11 protein-coding genes are annotated in these 19,259 nt (G+C 70.6%); 8 read left to right on the top strand and 3 right to left on the bottom strand.

Translation table 11 applies throughout. The annotated features are described in order from the left end of the window. The first annotated feature begins 155 nt into the window (after nt 1-155). A complete protein-coding gene (locus ABZY13_RS18345) occupies nt 156-3,149 on the top strand; it encodes a bifunctional [glutamine synthetase] adenylyltransferase/[glutamine synthetase]-adenylyl-L-tyrosine phosphorylase (RefSeq protein ID WP_356631874.1) in 2,994 nt (997 codons plus the stop codon). A gap of 44 nt (nt 3,150-3,193) precedes the next feature. Here ABZY13_RS18345 and ABZY13_RS18340 read toward each other — a convergent pair whose 3' ends face one another. Both ABZY13_RS18340 and ABZY13_RS18335 read right to left on the bottom strand, forming a co-directional pair. Next, nucleotides 3,194-4,150 (bottom strand): phosphatase PAP2 family protein, encoded by a 957-nt coding sequence (locus tag ABZY13_RS18340; protein WP_356631848.1) that lies wholly within the window; start codon nt 4,148-4,150, stop codon nt 3,194-3,196. Nucleotides 4,151-4,280: 130 nt separating this feature from the next. Beyond that, a complete protein-coding gene (locus ABZY13_RS18335) occupies nt 4,281-5,315 on the bottom strand; it encodes a LacI family DNA-binding transcriptional regulator (RefSeq protein ID WP_356631846.1) in 1,035 nt (344 codons plus the stop codon). A 435-nt stretch (nt 5,316-5,750) separates the two neighbouring features. Here ABZY13_RS18335 and ABZY13_RS18330 point away from each other — a divergent pair, with 435 nt between their 5' ends. The 7 genes from ABZY13_RS18330 to ABZY13_RS18300 all read left to right on the top strand — a co-directional run bounded on the left by ABZY13_RS18330 (nt 5,751) and on the right by ABZY13_RS18300 (nt 18,499). Further along, nucleotides 5,751-7,022: an extracellular solute-binding protein gene (locus ABZY13_RS18330; RefSeq protein WP_356631844.1), complete on the top strand. Its 1,272-nt coding sequence runs from the start codon at nt 5,751-5,753 to the stop codon at nt 7,020-7,022. Between the two features lie 111 nt (nt 7,023-7,133). Continuing rightward, on the top strand, nt 7,134-8,147 hold the full coding sequence (locus tag ABZY13_RS18325; protein WP_356631842.1) for a sugar ABC transporter permease: 1,014 nt from the start codon (nt 7,134-7,136) through the stop codon (nt 8,145-8,147). Nucleotides 8,148-8,160: 13 nt separating this feature from the next. Continuing rightward, nucleotides 8,161-9,069, top strand: coding sequence for a sugar ABC transporter permease (locus tag ABZY13_RS18320; RefSeq protein WP_356631840.1), 909 nt, complete (start codon nt 8,161-8,163; stop codon nt 9,067-9,069). A gap of 149 nt (nt 9,070-9,218) precedes the next feature. Beyond that, nucleotides 9,219-10,901, top strand: coding sequence for a glycoside hydrolase family 13 protein (locus tag ABZY13_RS18315; RefSeq protein ID WP_356631838.1), 1,683 nt, complete (start codon nt 9,219-9,221; stop codon nt 10,899-10,901). 249 nt (nt 10,902-11,150) lie between these two features. Continuing rightward, the gene (locus ABZY13_RS18310; RefSeq protein ID WP_356631836.1) at nt 11,151-12,524 is read left to right on the top strand and encodes an alpha-amylase family protein; all 1,374 of its coding nucleotides are present in this window, start codon (nt 11,151-11,153) and stop codon (nt 12,522-12,524) included. 172 nt (nt 12,525-12,696) lie between these two features. Then, nucleotides 12,697-18,096 (top strand): pullulanase-type alpha-1,6-glucosidase, encoded by a 5,400-nt coding sequence (pulA, locus tag ABZY13_RS18305; protein WP_356631834.1) that lies wholly within the window; start codon nt 12,697-12,699, stop codon nt 18,094-18,096. Nucleotides 18,097-18,142: 46 nt separating this feature from the next. Further along, nucleotides 18,143-18,499 carry an isomerase gene (locus tag ABZY13_RS18300; RefSeq protein WP_356631832.1) on the top strand — a complete coding sequence of 119 codons (357 nt, stop codon included), beginning with the start codon at nt 18,143-18,145 and terminating at the stop codon, nt 18,497-18,499. A 46-nt stretch (nt 18,500-18,545) separates the two neighbouring features. On the opposite strand, the gene ABZY13_RS18295 is transcribed toward ABZY13_RS18300, so the two are convergent. Beyond that, nucleotides 18,546-19,235, bottom strand: a complete 690-nt coding sequence (locus ABZY13_RS18295; RefSeq protein ID WP_356631830.1) for a TetR/AcrR family transcriptional regulator — start codon at nt 19,233-19,235, stop codon at nt 18,546-18,548. Nucleotides 19,236-19,259: the final 24 nt, after the last annotated feature.

Here is a 19,259-nt window from a genome sequence, read left to right as displayed (position 1 = left end):
TCGTACGGGCCCGGCCTGACCGGGCCGGCAGGCCCCGCCCCGCTCGCTTCCACCGAAGCGGAAAACCGCTCCCCGCGCCACCGTGGACACGCCCCGTCCACCCCCTCCGGTTAGGCTCGCTCCGTACCACCGCTGATCCGGACGGGAGGGCGATGATGACGCCGGGGCGCAGGAGCAGTACCTTCACTCGGCTGCTGCGGCACGGATTCACCGACCCCTCCGCGGCCGAGGGGATGCTCGACAGCCCCGACCTCGCGCCCATAAGGAACGACCCCGTCCTCCTGGACGCCCTCGGCGCCACCGCCGACCCCGACCTCGCCCTCGCCGGCCTGGTCCGCCTCCTGGAGGCGCAGCCCTCGCCCGCCGCCCGGCGTGAGCTGCTCGGCACGCTGATCTCCGCCAAGCCCCTGCGCGACCGCCTCCTCGGCGTGCTGGGCGCCTCCGCCGCGCTCGGCGACCATCTCGCCCGGCACGCCGGCGACTGGCGGGCGCTGGTCATGTACGAGCCGCGCGACCTGCATCCCGGCGTCGCCGAGTTCGAGCGCGGCCTCGCGGGGGCCGCCGACCCCGTGGCGCTGCGCGTCGCCTACCGCCGCTGCCTGCTCTCCATCGCCGCCCGCGACGTCTGCGGCACCACCGACGTCGCCCAGACCGCCGCCGAGCTGGCCGACCTGGCCACCGCCACCCTGCGCGCCGCCCTCGCCCTCGCCGAGGCCGCCGCGCCCGAGGACGCGGCGCAGTGCCGGCTCGCCGTGATCGCGATGGGCAAGTGCGGCGGCCACGAGCTGAACTACGTCTCCGACGTCGACGTCATCTTCGTCGGCGAGGCCGAGGGCGGCGCCGACGAGGGCAAGGCGCTGCGCGCCGCCACCCGGCTCGCCTCGCACATGATGCGGATCTGCTCCGAGACGACGGTGGAGGGGTCCATCTGGCCCGTCGACGCCAACCTCCGCCCCGAGGGCCGCAACGGCCCGCTGGTGCGCACGCTCAGCAGCCACCTCGCCTACTACCAGCGCTGGGCCAAGACCTGGGAGTTCCAGGCCCTGCTCAAGGCCCGCCCGGTAGCAGGCGACCCGGAGCTGGGCGCGCAGTACACCGAGGCGCTCGGACCACTGGTGTGGCAGGCCGCCGAGCGGGAGAACTTCGTCGCCGACGTGCAGAAGATGCGCCGCCGGGTGGTGGAGAACATCCCCGTCGCCGAGGTCGAGCGGGAGCTGAAGCTCGGGCCGGGCGGACTGCGGGACGTCGAGTTCGCGGTGCAGCTGCTGCAACTCGTGCACGGGCGCGCCGACGCCTCGCTGCGCAGCGGCACGACCCTGGACGCCCTCGCCGCGCTCGCCGCCGGGGGATACGTCGGCCGGTCCGACGCCGCCCAGCTGGAGGAGGCGTACCGCTTCCTGCGCTCCATGGAGCACCGCATCCAGCTCTACCGGCTGCGCCGCACCCACCTCGTCCCCGAGGCCGAGGAGGACCAGCGGCGTCTCGGCCGCTCGCTCGGGCTGCGCGCGGACCCCGTCGCCGAGCTGAACCGCGAGTGGAAGCGGCACGCGGCCGTCGTCCGCCGCCTGCACGAGAAGATCTTCTACCGGCCCCTCCTCGACGCCGTCGCCCAGCTCGCCCCCGGCGAGGCCAGGCTCAGCCCCGAGGCGGCCCGCGAACGCCTGGTCGCCCTCGGCTACGCCGACCCGGCCGCGGCCCTGCGCCACCTGGAGGCGCTGGCCTCCGGCGTCTCCCGCAAGGCGGCGATCCAGCGGACCCTGCTGCCCGTACTGCTGGGCTGGTTCGCCGACTCCGCCGACCCGGACGCCGGCCTGCTCAACTTCCGCAAGGTCTCCGACGCGCTCGGCAACACCCCCTGGTACCTGCGGCTGCTGCGCGACGAGGGCGCCGCGGCGGAGAACCTCGCCCGCGTGCTGTCCGCCGGGCGCCTCGCCCCCGACCTGCTGCTGCGCGCCCCGGAGGCGGTGGCGCTGCTCGGCGACGGCGACGGCGACGGTCTGGCGCCGAGGCCGCGCTCACACCTGGAGCAGGAGATACTCGCCGCGGTCGGCCGCGCGAGCGGCGCGGAACAGGCGGTCACCGCCGCCCGCGGGGTGCGGCGCAGGGAACTGTTCCGCACGGCCGCCGCCGACATCGTCGGCTCCTACGGCACCGAGACGCAGCCTGCCGAGGCCGACCGGGGCGCGCTGGTCGACCGGGTCGGCGCGGCCGTGTCCGACCTGACCGCGGCGACGCTCTCGGGCACCCTGCGGGCCGTCGTCCGCGAGCACTGGAGCGAGAACCTGCCGACCCGGTTCGCCGTGATCGGCATGGGCCGCTTCGGCGGGCACGAACTGGGCTACGGCTCCGACGCCGACGTGATCTTCGTGCACGAGCCGTGCGACGGCGTGGACGAGCGGGAGGCCGGCGACGCCGCGAACAAGGTCGTCGCCGAAATGCGCCGGCTGCTGCAGGTCCCGAGCGCCGACCCGCCGCTGCTGATCGACGCCGACCTGCGACCCGAGGGCAAGTCCGGCCCGATGGTGCGCAGCCTGAAGTCGTACGAGGCCTACTACCGGCGCTGGTCGCTGGTGTGGGAGTCGCAGGCGCTGCTGCGGGCCGAGCCGGTGGCCGGCGACGAGGACCTCGGACGGCGGTTCACCGAGCTGATCGACCCGCTGCGCTACCCGGAGCACGGGCTGGGGGAGGAGGCCGTACGGGAGATCCGGCGGCTCAAGGCGCGCATGGAGACCGAGCGGCTGCCGCGCGGGGCCGACCCCAAGCTGCACACCAAGATCGGGCCGGGCGGGCTGTCCGACGTGGAGTGGACGGTGCAGCTGCTCCAGCTGCGGCACGGCTGGGAGGTGCCGGGGCTGCGCACCACCCGCACCCGCGAGGCGCTGGCCGCCGCCCGCGAGGCCGGGCTGCTGTCCGCCGAGGACGCGGTGACGCTGGACGAGGCCTGGGTGCTGGCGACCCGGGTGCGCAACGCGGTGATGCTGGTCCGCGGCCGGGCGGGCGACACCTTCCCGTCCGACATCCGCGAGCTGGCCGCGGTGGGGCGCTACCTGGGCTACGGGCCGGGGCACGCGGGCGACATGCTCGACGCGTACCGGCGTACGACGCGCAAGGCGCGGGCCGTGGTGGACGAGCTGTTCTACGGGGCGTAGGCCCTCCTCCGGCCGGGCCTTCCCGCCCTCCCGCCCTGGGGGCCCTACGGGGCGTAGGCCCGCTCCGGCCTGGCCTCCCCGTCCTCCTGCGCGGCCCCCGGGTCTCCCGCCGTGCTCCGCGCGGACGCCGGGCCCACGGCTACCGGCCCCGTCCCGGAACCCGGCCGGGGCCGCGGCAGCGCCGTCACCGACCTGGGCAGGGTGTGCGGCAGGCCGCCGTACCAGAGCCACGCCACCCCGTAGCCGAAGGCGAGGCAGAGGATGCCGCCCACCGCGTCCAGCCAGAAGTGGTTGGCGGTGGCGACGATCACGACCAGCGTGGCCGCCGGGTAGAGCAGGCCCAGGACCCGCACCCACGGCACCGAAGCCAGGGCGAAGAGCGTCAGCCCGCACCACAGGGACCAGCCGATGTGCATCGACGGCATGGCGGCGTACTGGTTGGACATGTTCTTCAGGTCGCCGGACGCCATCGAGCCCCAGGTCTGGTGGACCAGGACGGTGTCGATGAAATCGCCGCCGGTCATCAGCCGGGGCGGGGCGAGCGGATACAGGTAGTAGCCGACGAGGGCGACACCGGTCGTCGCGAACAGCACCGTGCGGGTCGCTGCGTACCGGCCGGGATGGCCGCGGTAGAGCCACACCAGCACGCCGAGCGTCACCACGAAGTGCAGCGTGGCGTAGTAGTAGTTCATCCCGACGATGAGCCAGGTCACCGAGTTCACGGCGTGGTTGACCGACTGCTCGACCGCGATGCCCAGCTGCTGCTCGGCCTTCCAGATCCAGTCCGCGTTGCGCAGTGCCTCGGCACGCTGTTCCGGGACGGCATTGCGGATCAACGAGTACGTCCAGTAGCTCACCGCGATCAGCAGGATCTCGAACCACAGCCGGGGCCGGCGCGGAGCGCGGAACCTGCGGGGGCGCTCCCGCCCCGTGGCGTCCGCGACGGGGTGCGGAACGGCCTCGGCGCGGCCTTCCGATGTCGTCACGGTCGTGTCACCCATGGGCCAGAGTCTGCCAGAAAAGACGTTCCGGTCCGATCATCCCCCGGTCCCGTCCGGGGTGCACCTCGTACGCCGGACACAGGCGCCCGCCTCGTACCCGCGCAGGAGAGGCGCCCGCTCACTCTCCGACTCAGGGACGATTCCGGTCGCCGGGGGCCGAAGCGGTCGAACCGCGCACCACCAGCTCGGGCATGAACACGAACTCGCTGTGCGGGGCCGGCGTCCCGCCGATCTCCTCCAGCAGCGTGCGCACCGCGGCCTGGCCCATCGCGGGGACCGGCTTGCGGACCGTCGTCAGGGGCGGGTCGGTGAAGGCGATCAGCGGGGAGTCGTCGAAGCCCACCACCGAGATGTCCTTCGGCACGTCCAGGCCCCGCTGGCGGGCGGCCCGTATGGCGCCGAGCGCCATCATGTCGCTGGCGCAGACGACCGCCGTGCAGTCGCGCTTCATCAGCGCCGTGGCGGCGGCCTGGCCGCCCTCCAGGGTGTAGAGGGAGTGCTGGATCAGCTCCGTCTCGACGACCTCCGCGGACAGCCCCAGCTGCTCCTGCATCGTCCGGACGAAACCGTCGATCTTCCGCTGCACCGGCACGAACCGCTTCGGCCCCAGCGCCAGCCCCACCCGGGTGTGCCCCAGCGAGACGAGGTGGGTGACCGCCAGGGCCATCGCGGCCCGGTCGTCGGGGGAGATGAACGGCGCCTGCACCTTCGGGGAGAAGCCGTCCACGAGGACGAATGGCACTCCCTGTGCGCGCAGCTGTTCGTAGCGCTGCATGTCGGCGGTGGTGTCGGCGTGCAGTCCGGAGACGTAGATGATGCCGGCGACGCCGCGGTCGACCAGCATCTCGGTCAGCTCGTCCTCGGTGGAGCCGCCGGGGGTCTGGGTGGCCAGCACCGGGGTGTAGCCCTGCCGGGTCAGCGCCTGTCCGATGACCTGGGCGAGGGCCGGGAATATGGGGTTCTCCAGCTCAGGGGTTATCAGGCCCACCAGGCCGGCGCTGCGCTGGCGCAGCCGTACGGGGCGCTCGTACCCGAGGACGTCGAGCGCGGCCAGTACGGACTGACGGGTGGTGGCGGCGACGCCCGGCTTCCCGTTGAGGACGCGGCTGACGGTCGCTTCGCTCACCCCCGCCTGAGCAGCGATGTCGGCAAGCCGTGTGGTCACGGGATTGGACTGTACCGGGCGTATCTCCCCTTGCCCACCAATCGGACGCCGGCCGCGGGCGGTTGCCCGGCCCGCTGCGGGTTGCTGCTTCATTGCGTCCCCTTGAAGTTCGGTCGGCGTCCGGTCCGCAAGAGGATGGTCCCCCGGCCCGGAACGTGTGGCAAGAGCTTGCAGAGTCTTGCACAACCTGGCCCCGAACCGCTCAGAACCAGCAAGAGGCGGTCTCGGAGCGGTCTCGGACTGACACAGGAGAGGTTACGCGAGGATAACTTCGGTGATGCCTTGCACTTTTTTTCTGCAAGGTCTTTCGGAACGCTTACACGGCTGTTACGTTCCAGTCGCCCGGCGGCGGCAACGGCGCAGTCGGCAAGTCGCAGGGGCGGCGGACGGGACCGCCCCCTGCACCACTCGGGCTTTCACCCTCAAGGAGAACTCATGCGGCGTGGCATAGCGGCCACCGCGCTGGTGGCGTCCCTCGCTCTCGCGGCGACGGCCTGCGGCGGCGACGACAGCGGCAGCGACAGCTCTGACGGTCCGGTCACCATCACCTGGTGGGACACCTCGAACGCCACCAACGAGGCGCCGACCTACCAGGCGTTGATCAAGGACTTCGAGGCCGCGAACAAGGACGTCAAGGTCAAGTACGTCAACGTGCCCTTCGACCAGGCGCAGAACAAGTTCGACACGGCGGCCGGCTCCAAGGGCGCCCCGGACGTGCTGCGCTCCGAGGTCGGCTGGACCCCCGCGTTCGCGAAGAAGGGCTTCTTCCTGCCGCTGGACGGCACCGAGGCCCTCGCCGACCAGGACAAGTTCCAGCCCAACCTGCTCAAGCAGGCCCAGTACGAGGGCAAGACGTACGGCGTCCCCTTCACCACGGACACGCTGGCCCTGGTCTACAACAAGGAGCTGTTCGAGAAGGCCGGCGTCGAGGTCCCCAAGACCTGGGCCGACCTGAAGAAGGCCGCCGCCACGATCAAGGACAAGACCGGCGTCGACGGCTACTGGGGCTCCACCCAGGCCTACTACGCCCAGTCCTTCCTCTACGGCGAGGGCGCCGACACCGTCGACGTCGACGCCAAGAAGATCACGGTCACCTCGCCCGAGGCCAAGAAGGGCTACGAGACCTGGCTGAGCCTGTTCGACGGCAAGGGCCTGCACAAGGCCGACACCACCGCCGACGCCTACGCCCACATCCAGGAGGCGTTCGTCAACGGCAAGGTCGCCTCGATCATCCAGGGCCCGTGGGAGATCACGAACTTCTACAAGGGCTCGGCCTTCAAGGACAAGAAGAACCTCGGCATCGCCACCGTCCCGGCCGGCTCCTCCGGCCAGGCGGGCGCCCCGACCGGCGGCCACAACCTGGCGGTCTACGCCGGCTCCGACGAGGCCAAGCAGAAGGCCGCGCTGAAGTTCGTCAACTTCATGACCTCGGCCAAGGCGCAGGAGACCATCGCGCTGAAGAACTCCACGCTGCCCACGCGTGAGGACGCCTACAGCGTCAAGGTCGTCGCCGACCCCGGCATCGCCGGCTACCAGGGCGTCCTGGACGCCGCCCAGCCGCGCCCGGAGCTGCCCGAGTACAGCTCCCTGTGGGGTCCGCTCGACGACGAGCTGCTGAAGGTCGCCGGCGGCAAGGTGTCCCTCGACGAGGGCCTGAGCAACGCCGAGACCGCGATCGCCAAGCTGGTCCCGGACTTCAGCAAGTAAGCCCGCGTGGCCGCCGGATCCTCCAGCAGGAACAGAGGGGGAAGGATCCGGCGGCCATCGGCCTGTGTGCCGTACCCCTTGGTCTTTTGATCTTCCAGAAGGTGTCGAACCATGACAGTCGCCATCGACCGCGCGACCGGCAAGAAGAGCAGAGCGAGCGGTGACCGCGGTCCCCGGTCCGGGCTCGGCCGGCGTCTCAAGAACAGCTACCAGAAGTACTGGTACGCCTATGTGATGATCGCGCCCGTGGCGGTCGTGCTCGGCGTCCTCGTGCTGTACCCCCTGGCCTACGGCTTCTATTTGACGCTCACCGACGCGACCAGCCTGAACACGGCACGGACGATCGGCGTCAACGAGATCGAGGCCACCTACAAGTACATCGGCTTCGACAACTACGCCGACATCCTGTGGGGCGAGACGGCCTACGACCGGTTCTGGTCGCACTTCATCTGGACGATCGTGTGGACGGCCGCCTGCGTCGCCCTGCACTACTCCATCGGCCTCGGCCTCGCCCTGCTGCTCAACCAGAAGCTGCGCGGGCGGACCTTCTACCGGCTGATCCTGGTCCTGCCGTGGGCCGTGCCGACCTTCGTCACCGTCTTCGGCTGGCGCTTCATGCTCGCCGACACCGGCATCATCAACTCCGCCCTGGACGCGCTGCACCTGCCCAGTCCGGCCTGGCTGGAGGACACCTTCTGGCAGCGCTTCGCCGCGATCATGGTCAACACCTGGTGCGGTGTGCCGTTCATGATGGTCTCCCTGCTCGGCGGCCTGCAGTCCATCGACGCCACCCTCTACGAGGCCGCGGAGATGGACGGCGCCACCCCCTGGCAGCAGTTCCGCCACGTCACGCTGCCCGGTCTGAGGGCGGTCAGCTCCACCGTGGTCCTGCTCGGCATCATCTGGACGTTCAACCAGTTCGCGATCATCTTCCTGCTGTTCGGCAACACCGCGCCGGACGCGCAGATCCTCGTGACCTGGGCCTACCAGCTCGGCTTCGGCCAGCAGCCGCGCGACTTCGCGCAGTCCGCCGCCTACGGCATCCTGCTGCTGGGCATCCTGATCGTCTTCACCTCCTTCTACCGCCGCTGGCTGAACCGCGATGAGCAGCAGCTCGCGATCTGAGGCAGGAGTCCCCATGAGCACCACGACCGTCCAGAAGACCGACGCCGACGGCCCGGTCCCCGTCGTCCCCGCGCCCGGCAAGGTGCGCCGGCGCGGGCAGCGCGGCCTCGCCGCGAGCCTGACCTCCCACGGCCTGCTGATCGTCGCCAGCCTGATCGCGCTGTTCCCGATCGCCTGGCTGGTCTTCCTGTCCCTCGGCCCGGACAAGGACGACTACCTGTACCCCGGGCGCATCTGGTCGACGATGACGCTGGACAACTACACGCACGTCCTGCAGAACACCAACTTCTTCGACTGGCTGTGGAGCACGCTGATCGTGTCGCTGGGCACCACGGTCATCGGCGTGTGCATCGCCGCGACCACCGGCTACGCGGTCTCCCGGATGCGCTTCCCCGGGTACAAGAAGTTCATGTGGGTCCTGTTGTGCACCCAGATGTTCCCGATCGCCGTGCTGATCGTGCCGATGTTCCAGATCCTGTCGGAGCTGCGGCTCATCGACACCTACTTCGGCCTGGTCCTGGTGTACTGCTCGACCGCGGTGCCCTACTGCGCGTGGCTGCTGAAGGGGTACTTCGACACCATCCCGTTCGAGATCGACGAGGCCGGACGCGTCGACGGGCTCTCCCCGTTCGGCACCTTCTTCCGGCTGATCCTGCCGCTCGCCCGGCCGGGCCTGGCGGTGGCCGCGTTCTACAGCTTCATCACCGCCTTCGGCGAGGTCGCGTTCGCCTCCACCTTCATGCTGGACGACGAGAAGTACACCTTCGCCGTCGGTCTGCAGAGCTTCGTCAGCGAGCACGACGCGCAGCGCAACCTCATGGCCGCGACCGCGGTCCTGATCGCCATTCCGGTGTCCGCCTTCTTCTACCTCGTGCAGAAGAACCTGGTCACCGGCCTCACCGCGGGCGGCACCAAGGGCTGAGCGCCCTGCCGCCCCGAGGGCTCCCGCGCTCCTGACCGGCGCGGGTGGCGGCCGCGACGCCCTTCCGCCCCGCCGGGCGTCGCGGCCGCCTGCACCACGGCCCCCGCAACCGCACCCACCCGACCACGTCTCCTTACGCATAGGACGCCATGAGCCAGCACTCCGCCGACCCGGCACCGAACTCCGCCGTCGCCACCGTCGCCAAGCGCCGCGACTGGTGGCGGGACGCGGTGATCTACCAGGTCTATCCGCGCAGCTTCGCCGACAGCAACGGCGACGGCATGGGCGACCTGGAGGGTGTACGTTCCCGACTCCCGTACCTGCGCGCCCTCGGCGTGGACGCCGTGTGGCTGAGCCCCTTCTACGCCTCGCCGCAGGCCGACGCCGGCTACGACGTGGCCGACTACCGCGCCGTCGACCCGATGTTCGGCTCGCTGCTGGACGCCGACGCGCTGATCCGCGACGCCCACGCGCTCGGCCTGCGCATCATCGTCGACCTGGTCCCCAACCACTCCTCCGACCAGCACGAGTGGTTCAAGCGGGCGCTGCGCGAGGGCCCCGGCTCCCCGCTGAGGGACCGCTACCACTTCCGCCCCGGCAAGGGCGAGAACGGCGAACTGCCGCCCAACGACTGGGAGTCCATCTTCGGCGGGCCGGCCTGGACCCGGGTCACCGAGCCCGACGGCACCCCCGGCGAGTGGTACCTGCACCTGTTCGCCCCCGAGCAGCCCGACTTCAACTGGGAGCACCCGGCGGTCGGCGACGAGTTCCGCTCCATCCTGCGCTTCTGGCTCGACATGGGCGTCGACGGCTTCCGCATCGACGTCGCGCACGGCATGGTGAAGGCCGAGGGCCTGCCGGACCTTGGATCCCACGAGCAGTTGAAGCTGCTGGGCAACGATGTCATGCCGTTCTTCGACCAGGACGGCGTGCACGACATCTACCGGCAGTGGCGGCTCATCCTCGACGAGTACCCGGGTGAGCGCATCTTCGTCGCCGAGGCGTGGACCCCGACCGTCGAGCGCACCGCCAACTACGTGCGCCCCGACGAGCTGCACCAGGCGTTCAACTTCCAGTACCTCGGCGCCTACTGGGACGCCGAGGAGCTGCGGTCCGTCATCGACCGCACGCTGGAGTCGATGCGCCCGGTCGGCGCCCCGGCCACCTGGGTGCTGTCCAACCACGACGTCACCCGGCACGCCACCCGCTTCGCCAACCCGCCCGGCCTCGGCACCCAGATCCGCAGCGCCGGCGACCGCGAGCTGGGCCTGCGCCGCGCCCGCGCCGCCACTTTGCTGATGCTGGCGCTGCCCGGCTCGGCGTACATCTACCAGGGCGAGGAACTGGGCCTGCCGGACGTCGTCGACCTGCCCGACGAGGTGCGCCAGGACCCGGCGTACTTCCGCGGCGCCGGCCAGGACGGCTTCCGCGACGGCTGCCGGGTGCCGATCCCGTGGACCCGTGAGGGGTCGTCGTACGGCTTCGGCGGCGGGGGCAGCTGGCTGCCGCAGCCGCAGGGCTGGGGCGAGCTGAGCGTCGAGGCGCAGCAGGGCGTGCCCGGCTCCACGCTGGAGCTGTACCGCGCAGCGCTGGCCGTGCGGCGGGAGCGGCCCGACCTCGGTGCGGGCGACTCGGTGGAGTGGCTCAAGGCGCCCGAGGGCGTACTGGCCTTCCGTCGCGGAGAGTTCGTGTGCGTGGCGAACACCACCGGCGAGTCGGTGACGGCTCCGGTGGGCAGCGGGCGCGTCCTGATCGCCAGCGACGAGGTGGCGGAGGCGGACGGCGAGATCAAGGTGCCCGGCGACACCACGGTGTGGTGGGCGACGGCCTGATGCCCCACGGTCTGACGGGCCTCGTGGCCCACGGTCTGCCGTCCTGACGATTCACGGTCTGTCGGCCGCGGCCTGTCGGTCCACGGCCTGTCTGTCCGCGGCCTGACGGCACCGCGAAAGTTTTTTTCTTGAAGTTGGTACGGCCCGCTGCCTTTTGGGCGGCGGGCCTTTAACATCTGCGTCACAAAGGCTTGCTGAAGCTTTCAGCAAGAGCCTTCATCCAAGCCTTCAACGGAGAAGGAACCCCACATGGCACGCAGAATCCTCTCCGGCGCGCTCGCCCTCGCGGCCGCCGCCCTTGTCATGAACCCATCCACCGCACAGGCCTCCCCGCCCGGGACCAAGGACGTCACGGCCGTCCTGTTCGAGTGGAACTTCGCCTCCGTGGCGAAGGAGTGCACCAACCGCCTGGGCCCCGCCGGCTACGGCTACGTCCAGGTCTCCCCGCCCGCCGAGCACATACAGGGCTCGCAGTGGTGGACCTCCTACCAGCCGGTCAGCTACAAGATCGCCGGTCGGCTGGGCGACCGGGCCGCCTTCCAGAACATGGTCAACACCTGTCACGCGGCCGGTGTGAAGGTCGTGGTCGACACCGTCATCAACCACATGTCCGCGGGCAGCGGCACCGGCACCGGCGGCTCGTCGTACACGAAGTACAACTACCCGGGGCTGTACAGCTCCTACGACTTCGACAACTGCACCGCGCAGATCACCAACTACGGTGACCGCGGCAACGTCCAGAACTGCGAACTGGTGGGCCTGGCCGACCTGGACACCGGTGAGGACTACGTCCGCTCGGCCATCGCCAAGTACATGAACGACCTGCTCTCCCTGGGCGTCGACGGCTTCCGCATCGACGCGGCCAAGCACATGCCGGCCGCCGACCTCGCCAACATCAAGTCCCGGCTGAGCAACCCGTCGGCCTACTGGAAGCAGGAGGTCATCCACGGCGCCGGAGAGGCCGTCCAGCCCACCGAGTACACGGGCAACGGCGACGTCCAGGAGTTCCGCTACGCCTACGACCTCAAGCGGGTCTTCAACAACGAGAACCTCGCCTACCTCAAGAACTACGGCGAGGGCTGGGGCTACATGAACAGCTCCGTCTCCGGCGTCTTCGTCGACAACCACGACACCGAGCGCAACGGATCCACCCTCAGCTACAAGGACAACGCCAACTACACCCTGGCGAACGTGTTCATGCTGGCCTGGCCCTACGGGGCGCCCGACATCAACTCCGGATACGAGTTCACCGACCACGACGCCGGGCCTCCGAACGGCGGCCAGGTCGGCGCCTGCTGGCAGAACGGCTGGAAGTGCCAGCACGCCTGGCGGGAGATCATGTCGATGGTCGGCTTCCGCAACGCCACCCGCGGCCAGGCCGTGACCAACTGGTGGGACAACGGCAACGACGCGATCGCGTTCGGCCGTGGCAGCAAGGGCTTCGTGGCCATCAACCACGAGTCCGGCTCCCTCACCCGCACCTACCAGACCTCGCTCCCCGCGGGCACCTACTGCAACGTCCAGAACAACACCACCGTGACCGTGAACGGCTCCGGCCAGCTCACGGCCACGCTGGGCGCCAACACCGCGCTCGCGGTGTACGCCGGCAAGTCCAGCTGCTGACGTAACGCCGTACCGGTGGATGGAAGTTCTTACCGAGGGTTTCAGAACTCTTGCAGTAAGGCTTTCGCCACCGGTACGGTCACGCGGACGCCCGGTGACGGAGCCGAGCCGTGGCGCACGGGGCCTGAGCACAGGCCCCCTCTTGAGCCGTAATCGCAAGGAGTCCACGCCTGTGATACCCAGATGGCCGGCGCGCCCGAAGCGCCGCACCGCGCATGTCAGACGGGTCGCGGCCGTCACCGTCGCCGCGCTCGCCGCGGCCGTGGTCCAGCCGCTCGCCGCACGCGCCGAGACCGCGCCCCCGCCGCCGTCCGACGCCTCGCTGGCCAAGGCGCCGGCCCGCCACGACCTCACCCGCGAGCAGTTCTACTTCGTCCTGCCGGACCGCTTCGCCAACGGCGACACCGGCAACGACAAGGGCGGCCTGACCGGTTCCCGCCTCGCCACCGGCCACGACCCCACCGACAAGGGCTTCTACCAGGGCGGCGACCTCAAGGGCCTGACCCAGCGCCTGGACTACATCAAGGGCCTCGGCACCACCGCCATCTGGCTCGCCCCCATTTTCAAGAACCGCCCGGTGCAGGGCGAGGGCGCGAGCGCCTCGGCCGGCTACCACGGCTACTGGATCACCGACTTCACCCAGGTCGACCCGCACTTCGGCTCCAACGCCGACCTCGAGACCCTCATCGACAAGGCCCACGCCAAGGGCATGAAGGTCTTCTTCGACGTCATCACCAACCACACCGCCGACGTCGTGGACTACGAGGAGAAGTCCTACGACTACCTCTCCAAGGGCGCGTTCCCGTACCTGACCAAGGACGGCGAGCCGTTCGACGACGCCGATTACGCGGACGGCGGGCGCGACTTCCCGGCCGTGGACTCCGGCTCCTTCCCGCGCACCCCGGTCGTCGCCGAGGACGAGAAGGACGTCAAGGTCCCCTCCTGGCTCAACGACCCGACGATGTACCACAACCGGGGCGACTCCACCTGGGCCGGCGAGTCCGCCACCTACGGCGACTTCGTGGGCCTGGACGACCTGTGGACCGAGCGTCCCGAGGTCGTCGAGGGCATGGAGAAGATCTACAAGAGGTGGGTCAGGGACTTCGACATCGACGGCTTCCGGATCGACACCGTGAAGCACGTCAACATGGAGTTCTGGACCCAGTGGGCCACCGCCCTGGACGCCTACGCGGCCAAGAAGGGCCGGGACGACTTCTTCATGTTCGGCGAGGTCTACTCCGCCGACACCTCCGTCACCGCCCCGTACGTCACCGAGGGCCGCCTGGACTCCACGCTCGACTTCCCCTTCCAGGACGCCGCCCGCGCCTACGCCTCCCAGGGCGGCAGCGCCAAGAAGCTCGCGGCCGTCTTCGGCGACGACTACAAGTACACGACCGGCCGGGCCAACGCCTACGAGCAGGTCACCTTCCTCGGCAACCACGACATGGGCCGCTTCGGCGCCTTCCTGAAGCAGGACGACGCGGACGCCTCGGACGCCGAACTGCTGCAGCGGGCCCGGCTCGCCAACGAGCTGATGTTCCTCAGCCGCGGCAACCCCGTCGTCTACTACGGTGACGAGCAGGGATTCACCGGCGCGGGCGGCGACAAGGACGCCCGCCAGACGATGTTCGCGTCGAAGACCGCCGACTACCTGGACGACGACCAGCTCGGCACCGACCGCACCCACGCCGAGGACGCCTACGACACGCGTGCGCCGCTCTACCGGCAGATCAGTGCTCTCGCCAAGCTGCGCAAGGCCCACCCGGCCCTCGCCGACGGCGTCCAGACGGAGCGGTACGCCGCCGACGGCGCGGGCGTCTACGCCTTCTCCCGCACCGACGCGAGGACCGGCGTCGAGTACGTCGTCGCCTTCAACAACGCGGACGACGCCAGGCCGGCCACCTTCGCCACCGGCTCCGCCGGCATGACGTTCCGCGGCATCCACGGCACCGACGACTCGGTGCGCTCCGACGCCGACAAGAAGGTCACCGTCACCGTCCCGGCCGGCTCCGCCGTCGTCCTGCGGGCCACCGGCCCCGTGGACAGGGCGACCGCCGCCCCGACCGTCACGCTGAAGGCCCCCGATGCCGGAGCCACCGGCACCGTCGAGATCACCGCCGACGTCGACGGCGGCCGGCTCAACCGGGTCGTCTTCGCCGCCCAGACCGGCAACGGCGCCTGGCAGACCCTCGGCTCCGCCGACCACGCCCCCTACAAGGTCACCCACACCATCGGCGAGGACGTGCCGCCCGGCACCGCCCTGCGCTACAAGGCCGTCGTCGTCGACTCGGCCGGCCGCACCGCGAGCGCCCTGGCCGCCTCCTCGACCGGCGTCCCGCCCGCCGAGGAGGTTCCCACCGCGTCCTCCCGCGACTACGCGATCGTCCACTACAAGCGCGAGGACGGGAACTACGACGACTGGGGCCTGTACGCCTGGGGCGACCTCGCCGACGGCGAGGCCACCGACTGGCCCGACAGCCACCCCTTCATCGGCCGCGACGCCTACGGCGCCTTCGCCTACGTCAAGCTCAAGCCCGGCGCCACCGACGTCGGCTTCCTGGTCATCGACAAGCACGGCAACAAGGACGTCGCCGCCGACCGCACGATCGACGTGACGAAGACCGGCGAGGTCTGGATCGAGCAGGGCAAGGAGACCCTGCGCACCGAACGGCCCGAGTACCCGGCGCAGGACACCACCAAGGCCGTCCTGCACTACCACCGCGCCGACGGGAACTACGACGGCTGGGGCCTGCACGTGTGGTCCGGCGCAGCGCAGCCCACCGAGTGGTCGAAGCCCCTCATGCCGGTGCGCACCGACTCCTACGGCGCGGTCTACGAGGTGCCGCTCACCGAGGGCGCCACCAGCCTCAGCTACATCCTCCACAAGGGCGACGAGAAGGACCTGCCCACCGACCAGGCCCTCGACCTCAAGGCCAGTGGCCACGAGGTGTGGCTGCTCAGCGGCCAGGAGGACCACCTGCTCCCGCAGCCGGCCGGCTCCGCCGCCGCGCTCGACCTGAGCACCTCCAGGGCCGTCTGGATCGACCGCGACACCGTCGCCTGGAACGGCTCCGACGCCGCCGCCTCCACCCAGCTCCTCGCCTCCCGCGACGGCTCCCTCAAGGTCGAGAACGGCACCCTGACCGGCGACGCCACCTGGCTGCGCCTGAAGAAGGGCACGCTCACCGACGCGCAGAAGGAGAAGTTCCCGCACCTGAAGGAGTACACCGCCTGGACGGTCGACCCGCGCGACCGCGACCGGGTCCGCGCCGCCCTGCGCGGCCAGCTCGTCGCCGCCCAGCGGGCCGCTAGCGGCGCCGTCCTCACCGCGACCGGCGTGCAGATCGCCGGCGTGCTCGACGACCTGTACGACGCCACCGACGCCGACCTCGGCCCGACCTTCCGGCACGGCCGGCCCACCCTGTCCGTCTGGGCGCCCACCGCGCAGAGCGTCGCCCTGGAGATCGGGGGCGGCACCGTCCCGATGAAGCGCGACGCCGCCACCGGCGTCTGGTCGGTCACCGGCCCGGCGTCCTGGAAGAACAAGCCGTACCGCTACGCCGTCAAGGTGTGGGCGCCCAGCGTCCGCGAGGTCGTCGTCAACAAGGTGACCGACCCCTACTCGGTGGCGCTGACCGCCGACTCCGAGCGCAGTCTGGTCGTGGACCTGCGCGACCGGTCCCTCGCCCCGAGCGGCTGGAACACCCTGAAGAAGCCGAAGGCCGTGCCGCTCAAGGACGCCCAGATCCAGGAGCTGCACATCCGGGACTTCTCCGTCGAGGACGACACGGCGAAGCACCGCGGCACCTACCGCGCCTTCGCCGACAAGGACAGCGACGGCTCGCGGCACCTGCGCAGGCTGGCCGAGGCCGGGACGTCGTACGTCCACCTGCTGCCCGCGTTCGACATCGCCACCATCCCCGAGAGGAAGGCCGACCAGACCACCGTCGACTGCGACCTCGCCTCCTTCGCCGCCGACTCCGACAAGCAGCAGGAGTGCGTGGCGAAGGCCGCCGCCAAGGACGCCTACAACTGGGGCTACGACCCCTACCACTACACGGTCCCCGAGGGCTCCTACGCCACCGACCCGGACGGCACCGAGCGCACGGTCGAGTTCCGCGAGATGGTCAAGGCGCTCAACGAGGACGGCCTGCGCGTCGTCATGGACGTCGTCTACAACCACACCGCGGCCGCCGGCCAGGCCGAGACCTCGGTCCTCGACCGGATCGTGCCCGGCTACTACCAGCGGCTCCTCGCCGACGGCTCGGTGGCCAACAGCACCTGCTGCGCCAACACGGCCACCGAAAACGCCATGATGGGCAAGCTCGTCGTGGACTCCGTCGTCACCTGGGCCAAGGACTACAAGGTCGACGGCTTCCGCTTCGACCTGATGGGCCACCACCCGAAGGCCAACATCCTCGCCGTCCGCAAGGCCCTCGACGCCCTCACCGTCGAAAAGGACGGCGTCGACGGCAAGAAGATCATTCTCTACGGCGAGGGCTGGAACTTCGGCGAGGTCGCCGACGACGCCCGCTTCACCCAGGCCACCCAGAAGAACATGGCCGGCACGGGCATCGCGACCTTCTCCGACCGGGCCCGCGACGCGGTGCGCGGCGGCGGCCCCTTCGACGAGGACCCCGGCGTCCAGGGCTTCGCCTCCGGCCTCTACACCGAGCCCAACTCCTCGGCGGCCAACGGCACCGAGGCCCAGCAGCGGGCACGACTGCTGCACTACCAGGACCTGATCAAGGTCGGGCTCTCCGGCAACCTCGCCGACTACACCTTCACGGACACCAGCGGCAAGGAGGTCAAGGGCTCCCAGGTCGACTACAACGGCGCCCCCGCCGGATACGCCGAGGCCCCCGGTGACGCCCTCGCCTACGCCGACGCCCACGACAACGAGTCGCTGTTCGACGCCCTGGCGTTCAAGCTGCCGTCCTCGGTGAGCGCGGCCGACCGGGCCAGGATGCAGGTCCTGGCGATGGCCACGGCCACCCTCTCGCAGGGCCCGGCCCTCTCCCAGGCCGGCACCGACCTGCTGCGCTCCAAGTCGCTGGACCGCAACTCCTACGACAGCGGCGACTGGTTCAACGCCATCCACTGGAACTGCGCCGACGGCAACGGCTTCGGCCGCGGTCTGCCGCCGGCCGCCGACAACGCCGCCAAGTGGCCGTACGCCAAACCCCTGCTGACCTCGGTCGGCGTCGGCTGCCCGCAGATCCAGGGCGCCTCGGCCGCCTACCGGGACCTGCTCAGGATCCGTACGACGGAGAGCGCCTTCCGGCTCGACACGGCCGCGCAGGTGCAGAACGCGCTGTCCTTCCCGCTGTCCGGCAAGGACGAGACGCCGGGCGTGATCACCATGCGCCTCGGTGAGCTGGTCGTCGTCTTCAACGCGACGCCCGAGCGGCAGGAGCAGCGCGTCGAGGCGCTGTCCGGCGAGCGCTACCGGCTCCACCCGGTGCAGGCGTCCGGCGCGGACGAGGTCGTGAAGGAATCGGCCCACACGGCGGATTCGGGCACGTTCACCGTCCCGGCCCGCACTGTGGCCGTCTTCACCCCGGCCGGCTGACGGGACTGCGGTTAGGGTGCTCCTGCCTACCAGAACAGGAGCACCCATGCCGCAGATCACCGTCGACTACTCCGCCACGCTGGCGGACGACTTCGACCGCCCGGCCTTCGCGCGTGCCCTGCACGCCGCGGTGGTCGAGGTCGCCGCCGCCAAGCCGCACGCGTGCAAGACCCAGTTCCGGCGGACCGAGGACACCGCGGTCGGCGAGGACGCCGACGGGCACGCCATCGTGCACGTCTCGCTCGGGCTGCTGACCGGGCGCACCGAGGAGACCAAGGCCCGGCTCACCGAGGCGGTCCTGGACCTGCTGCGCCAGTACGTCAAGCCCGCCGGGGGAGTCGCCCTGCACGCCTCGGCGGAGGTGCGCGAACTCGACGCCTCCTACCGGAAGTTCGACGCCTGAGCGGTGCCGGGGTGATCCGGGCCCCGTCGTCTTCCGATCTCGTCGTTCAGGAGGCCAGGGCGACCAGCCGGGCGGCCAGGTCGGCGAACGGCCCCCGGCCCGGCTCGTCCTTGAGGACCCGGCGCATCAGGGAGGCCAGCTCCTCGTCCCGCGCGGCGCTCACGGCGGTGAGCGCCGCGAAGTCGTGCACCAGCTGGGTCTCCAGCTCGGCGCGGGGGATGTTCCGCCCGTCCAGCCAGATCAGCGCCGTCGACTCGGCCAGCGAGATCCAGGACCGGACGACCAACTCCAGCCGCGGGGGCGCCTTCTCGACGCCCAGGTGGACGAGGATCTGTTCGTACGCCGTCTGCCGTACGCCGTCGACGAGGGCGTTGGCGGTGGACGAGCCGACCGCGGGGCCGCCGCGCATCAGGGCCGAGAAACCGGGGCCGTGGTCGTCCACGAAGTCGAAGTAGCGGCGCATCACGCGCAGCAGCCGGGCCCCCAGCGGACCCTCCCGCGGCTCCACGAACCGGCTCGCCAGATCGTCCGACGCCCGCTGCAACGCGGCTTCGTACAGGCTGAGTTTGCCGGGGAAGTAGTGGTAGACCAGCGGGCGCGAGATGCCCGCGGCGGCGGCTATCTCATCGATGGAGACGTCGTCGGGGGAGCGCCGGCTGAACAGTTCCAGGGCGACGCCGATCAACTGCTGCCGTCGCTCCTCGACCGCCATCCTGCGGCGTACCCCGGTAGACATGCGAACACCTTACCGATTAATTCC

Origin of the sequence: Streptomyces sp. NPDC006610 (genome assembly GCF_040611575.1) — a bacterium.
Classification (GTDB): Bacteria; Actinomycetota; Actinomycetes; order Streptomycetales; family Streptomycetaceae; genus Streptomyces.
The sequence above is the reverse complement of the archived record's forward strand: the minus strand, read 5'-3'. Positions and strand labels throughout refer to the sequence as shown.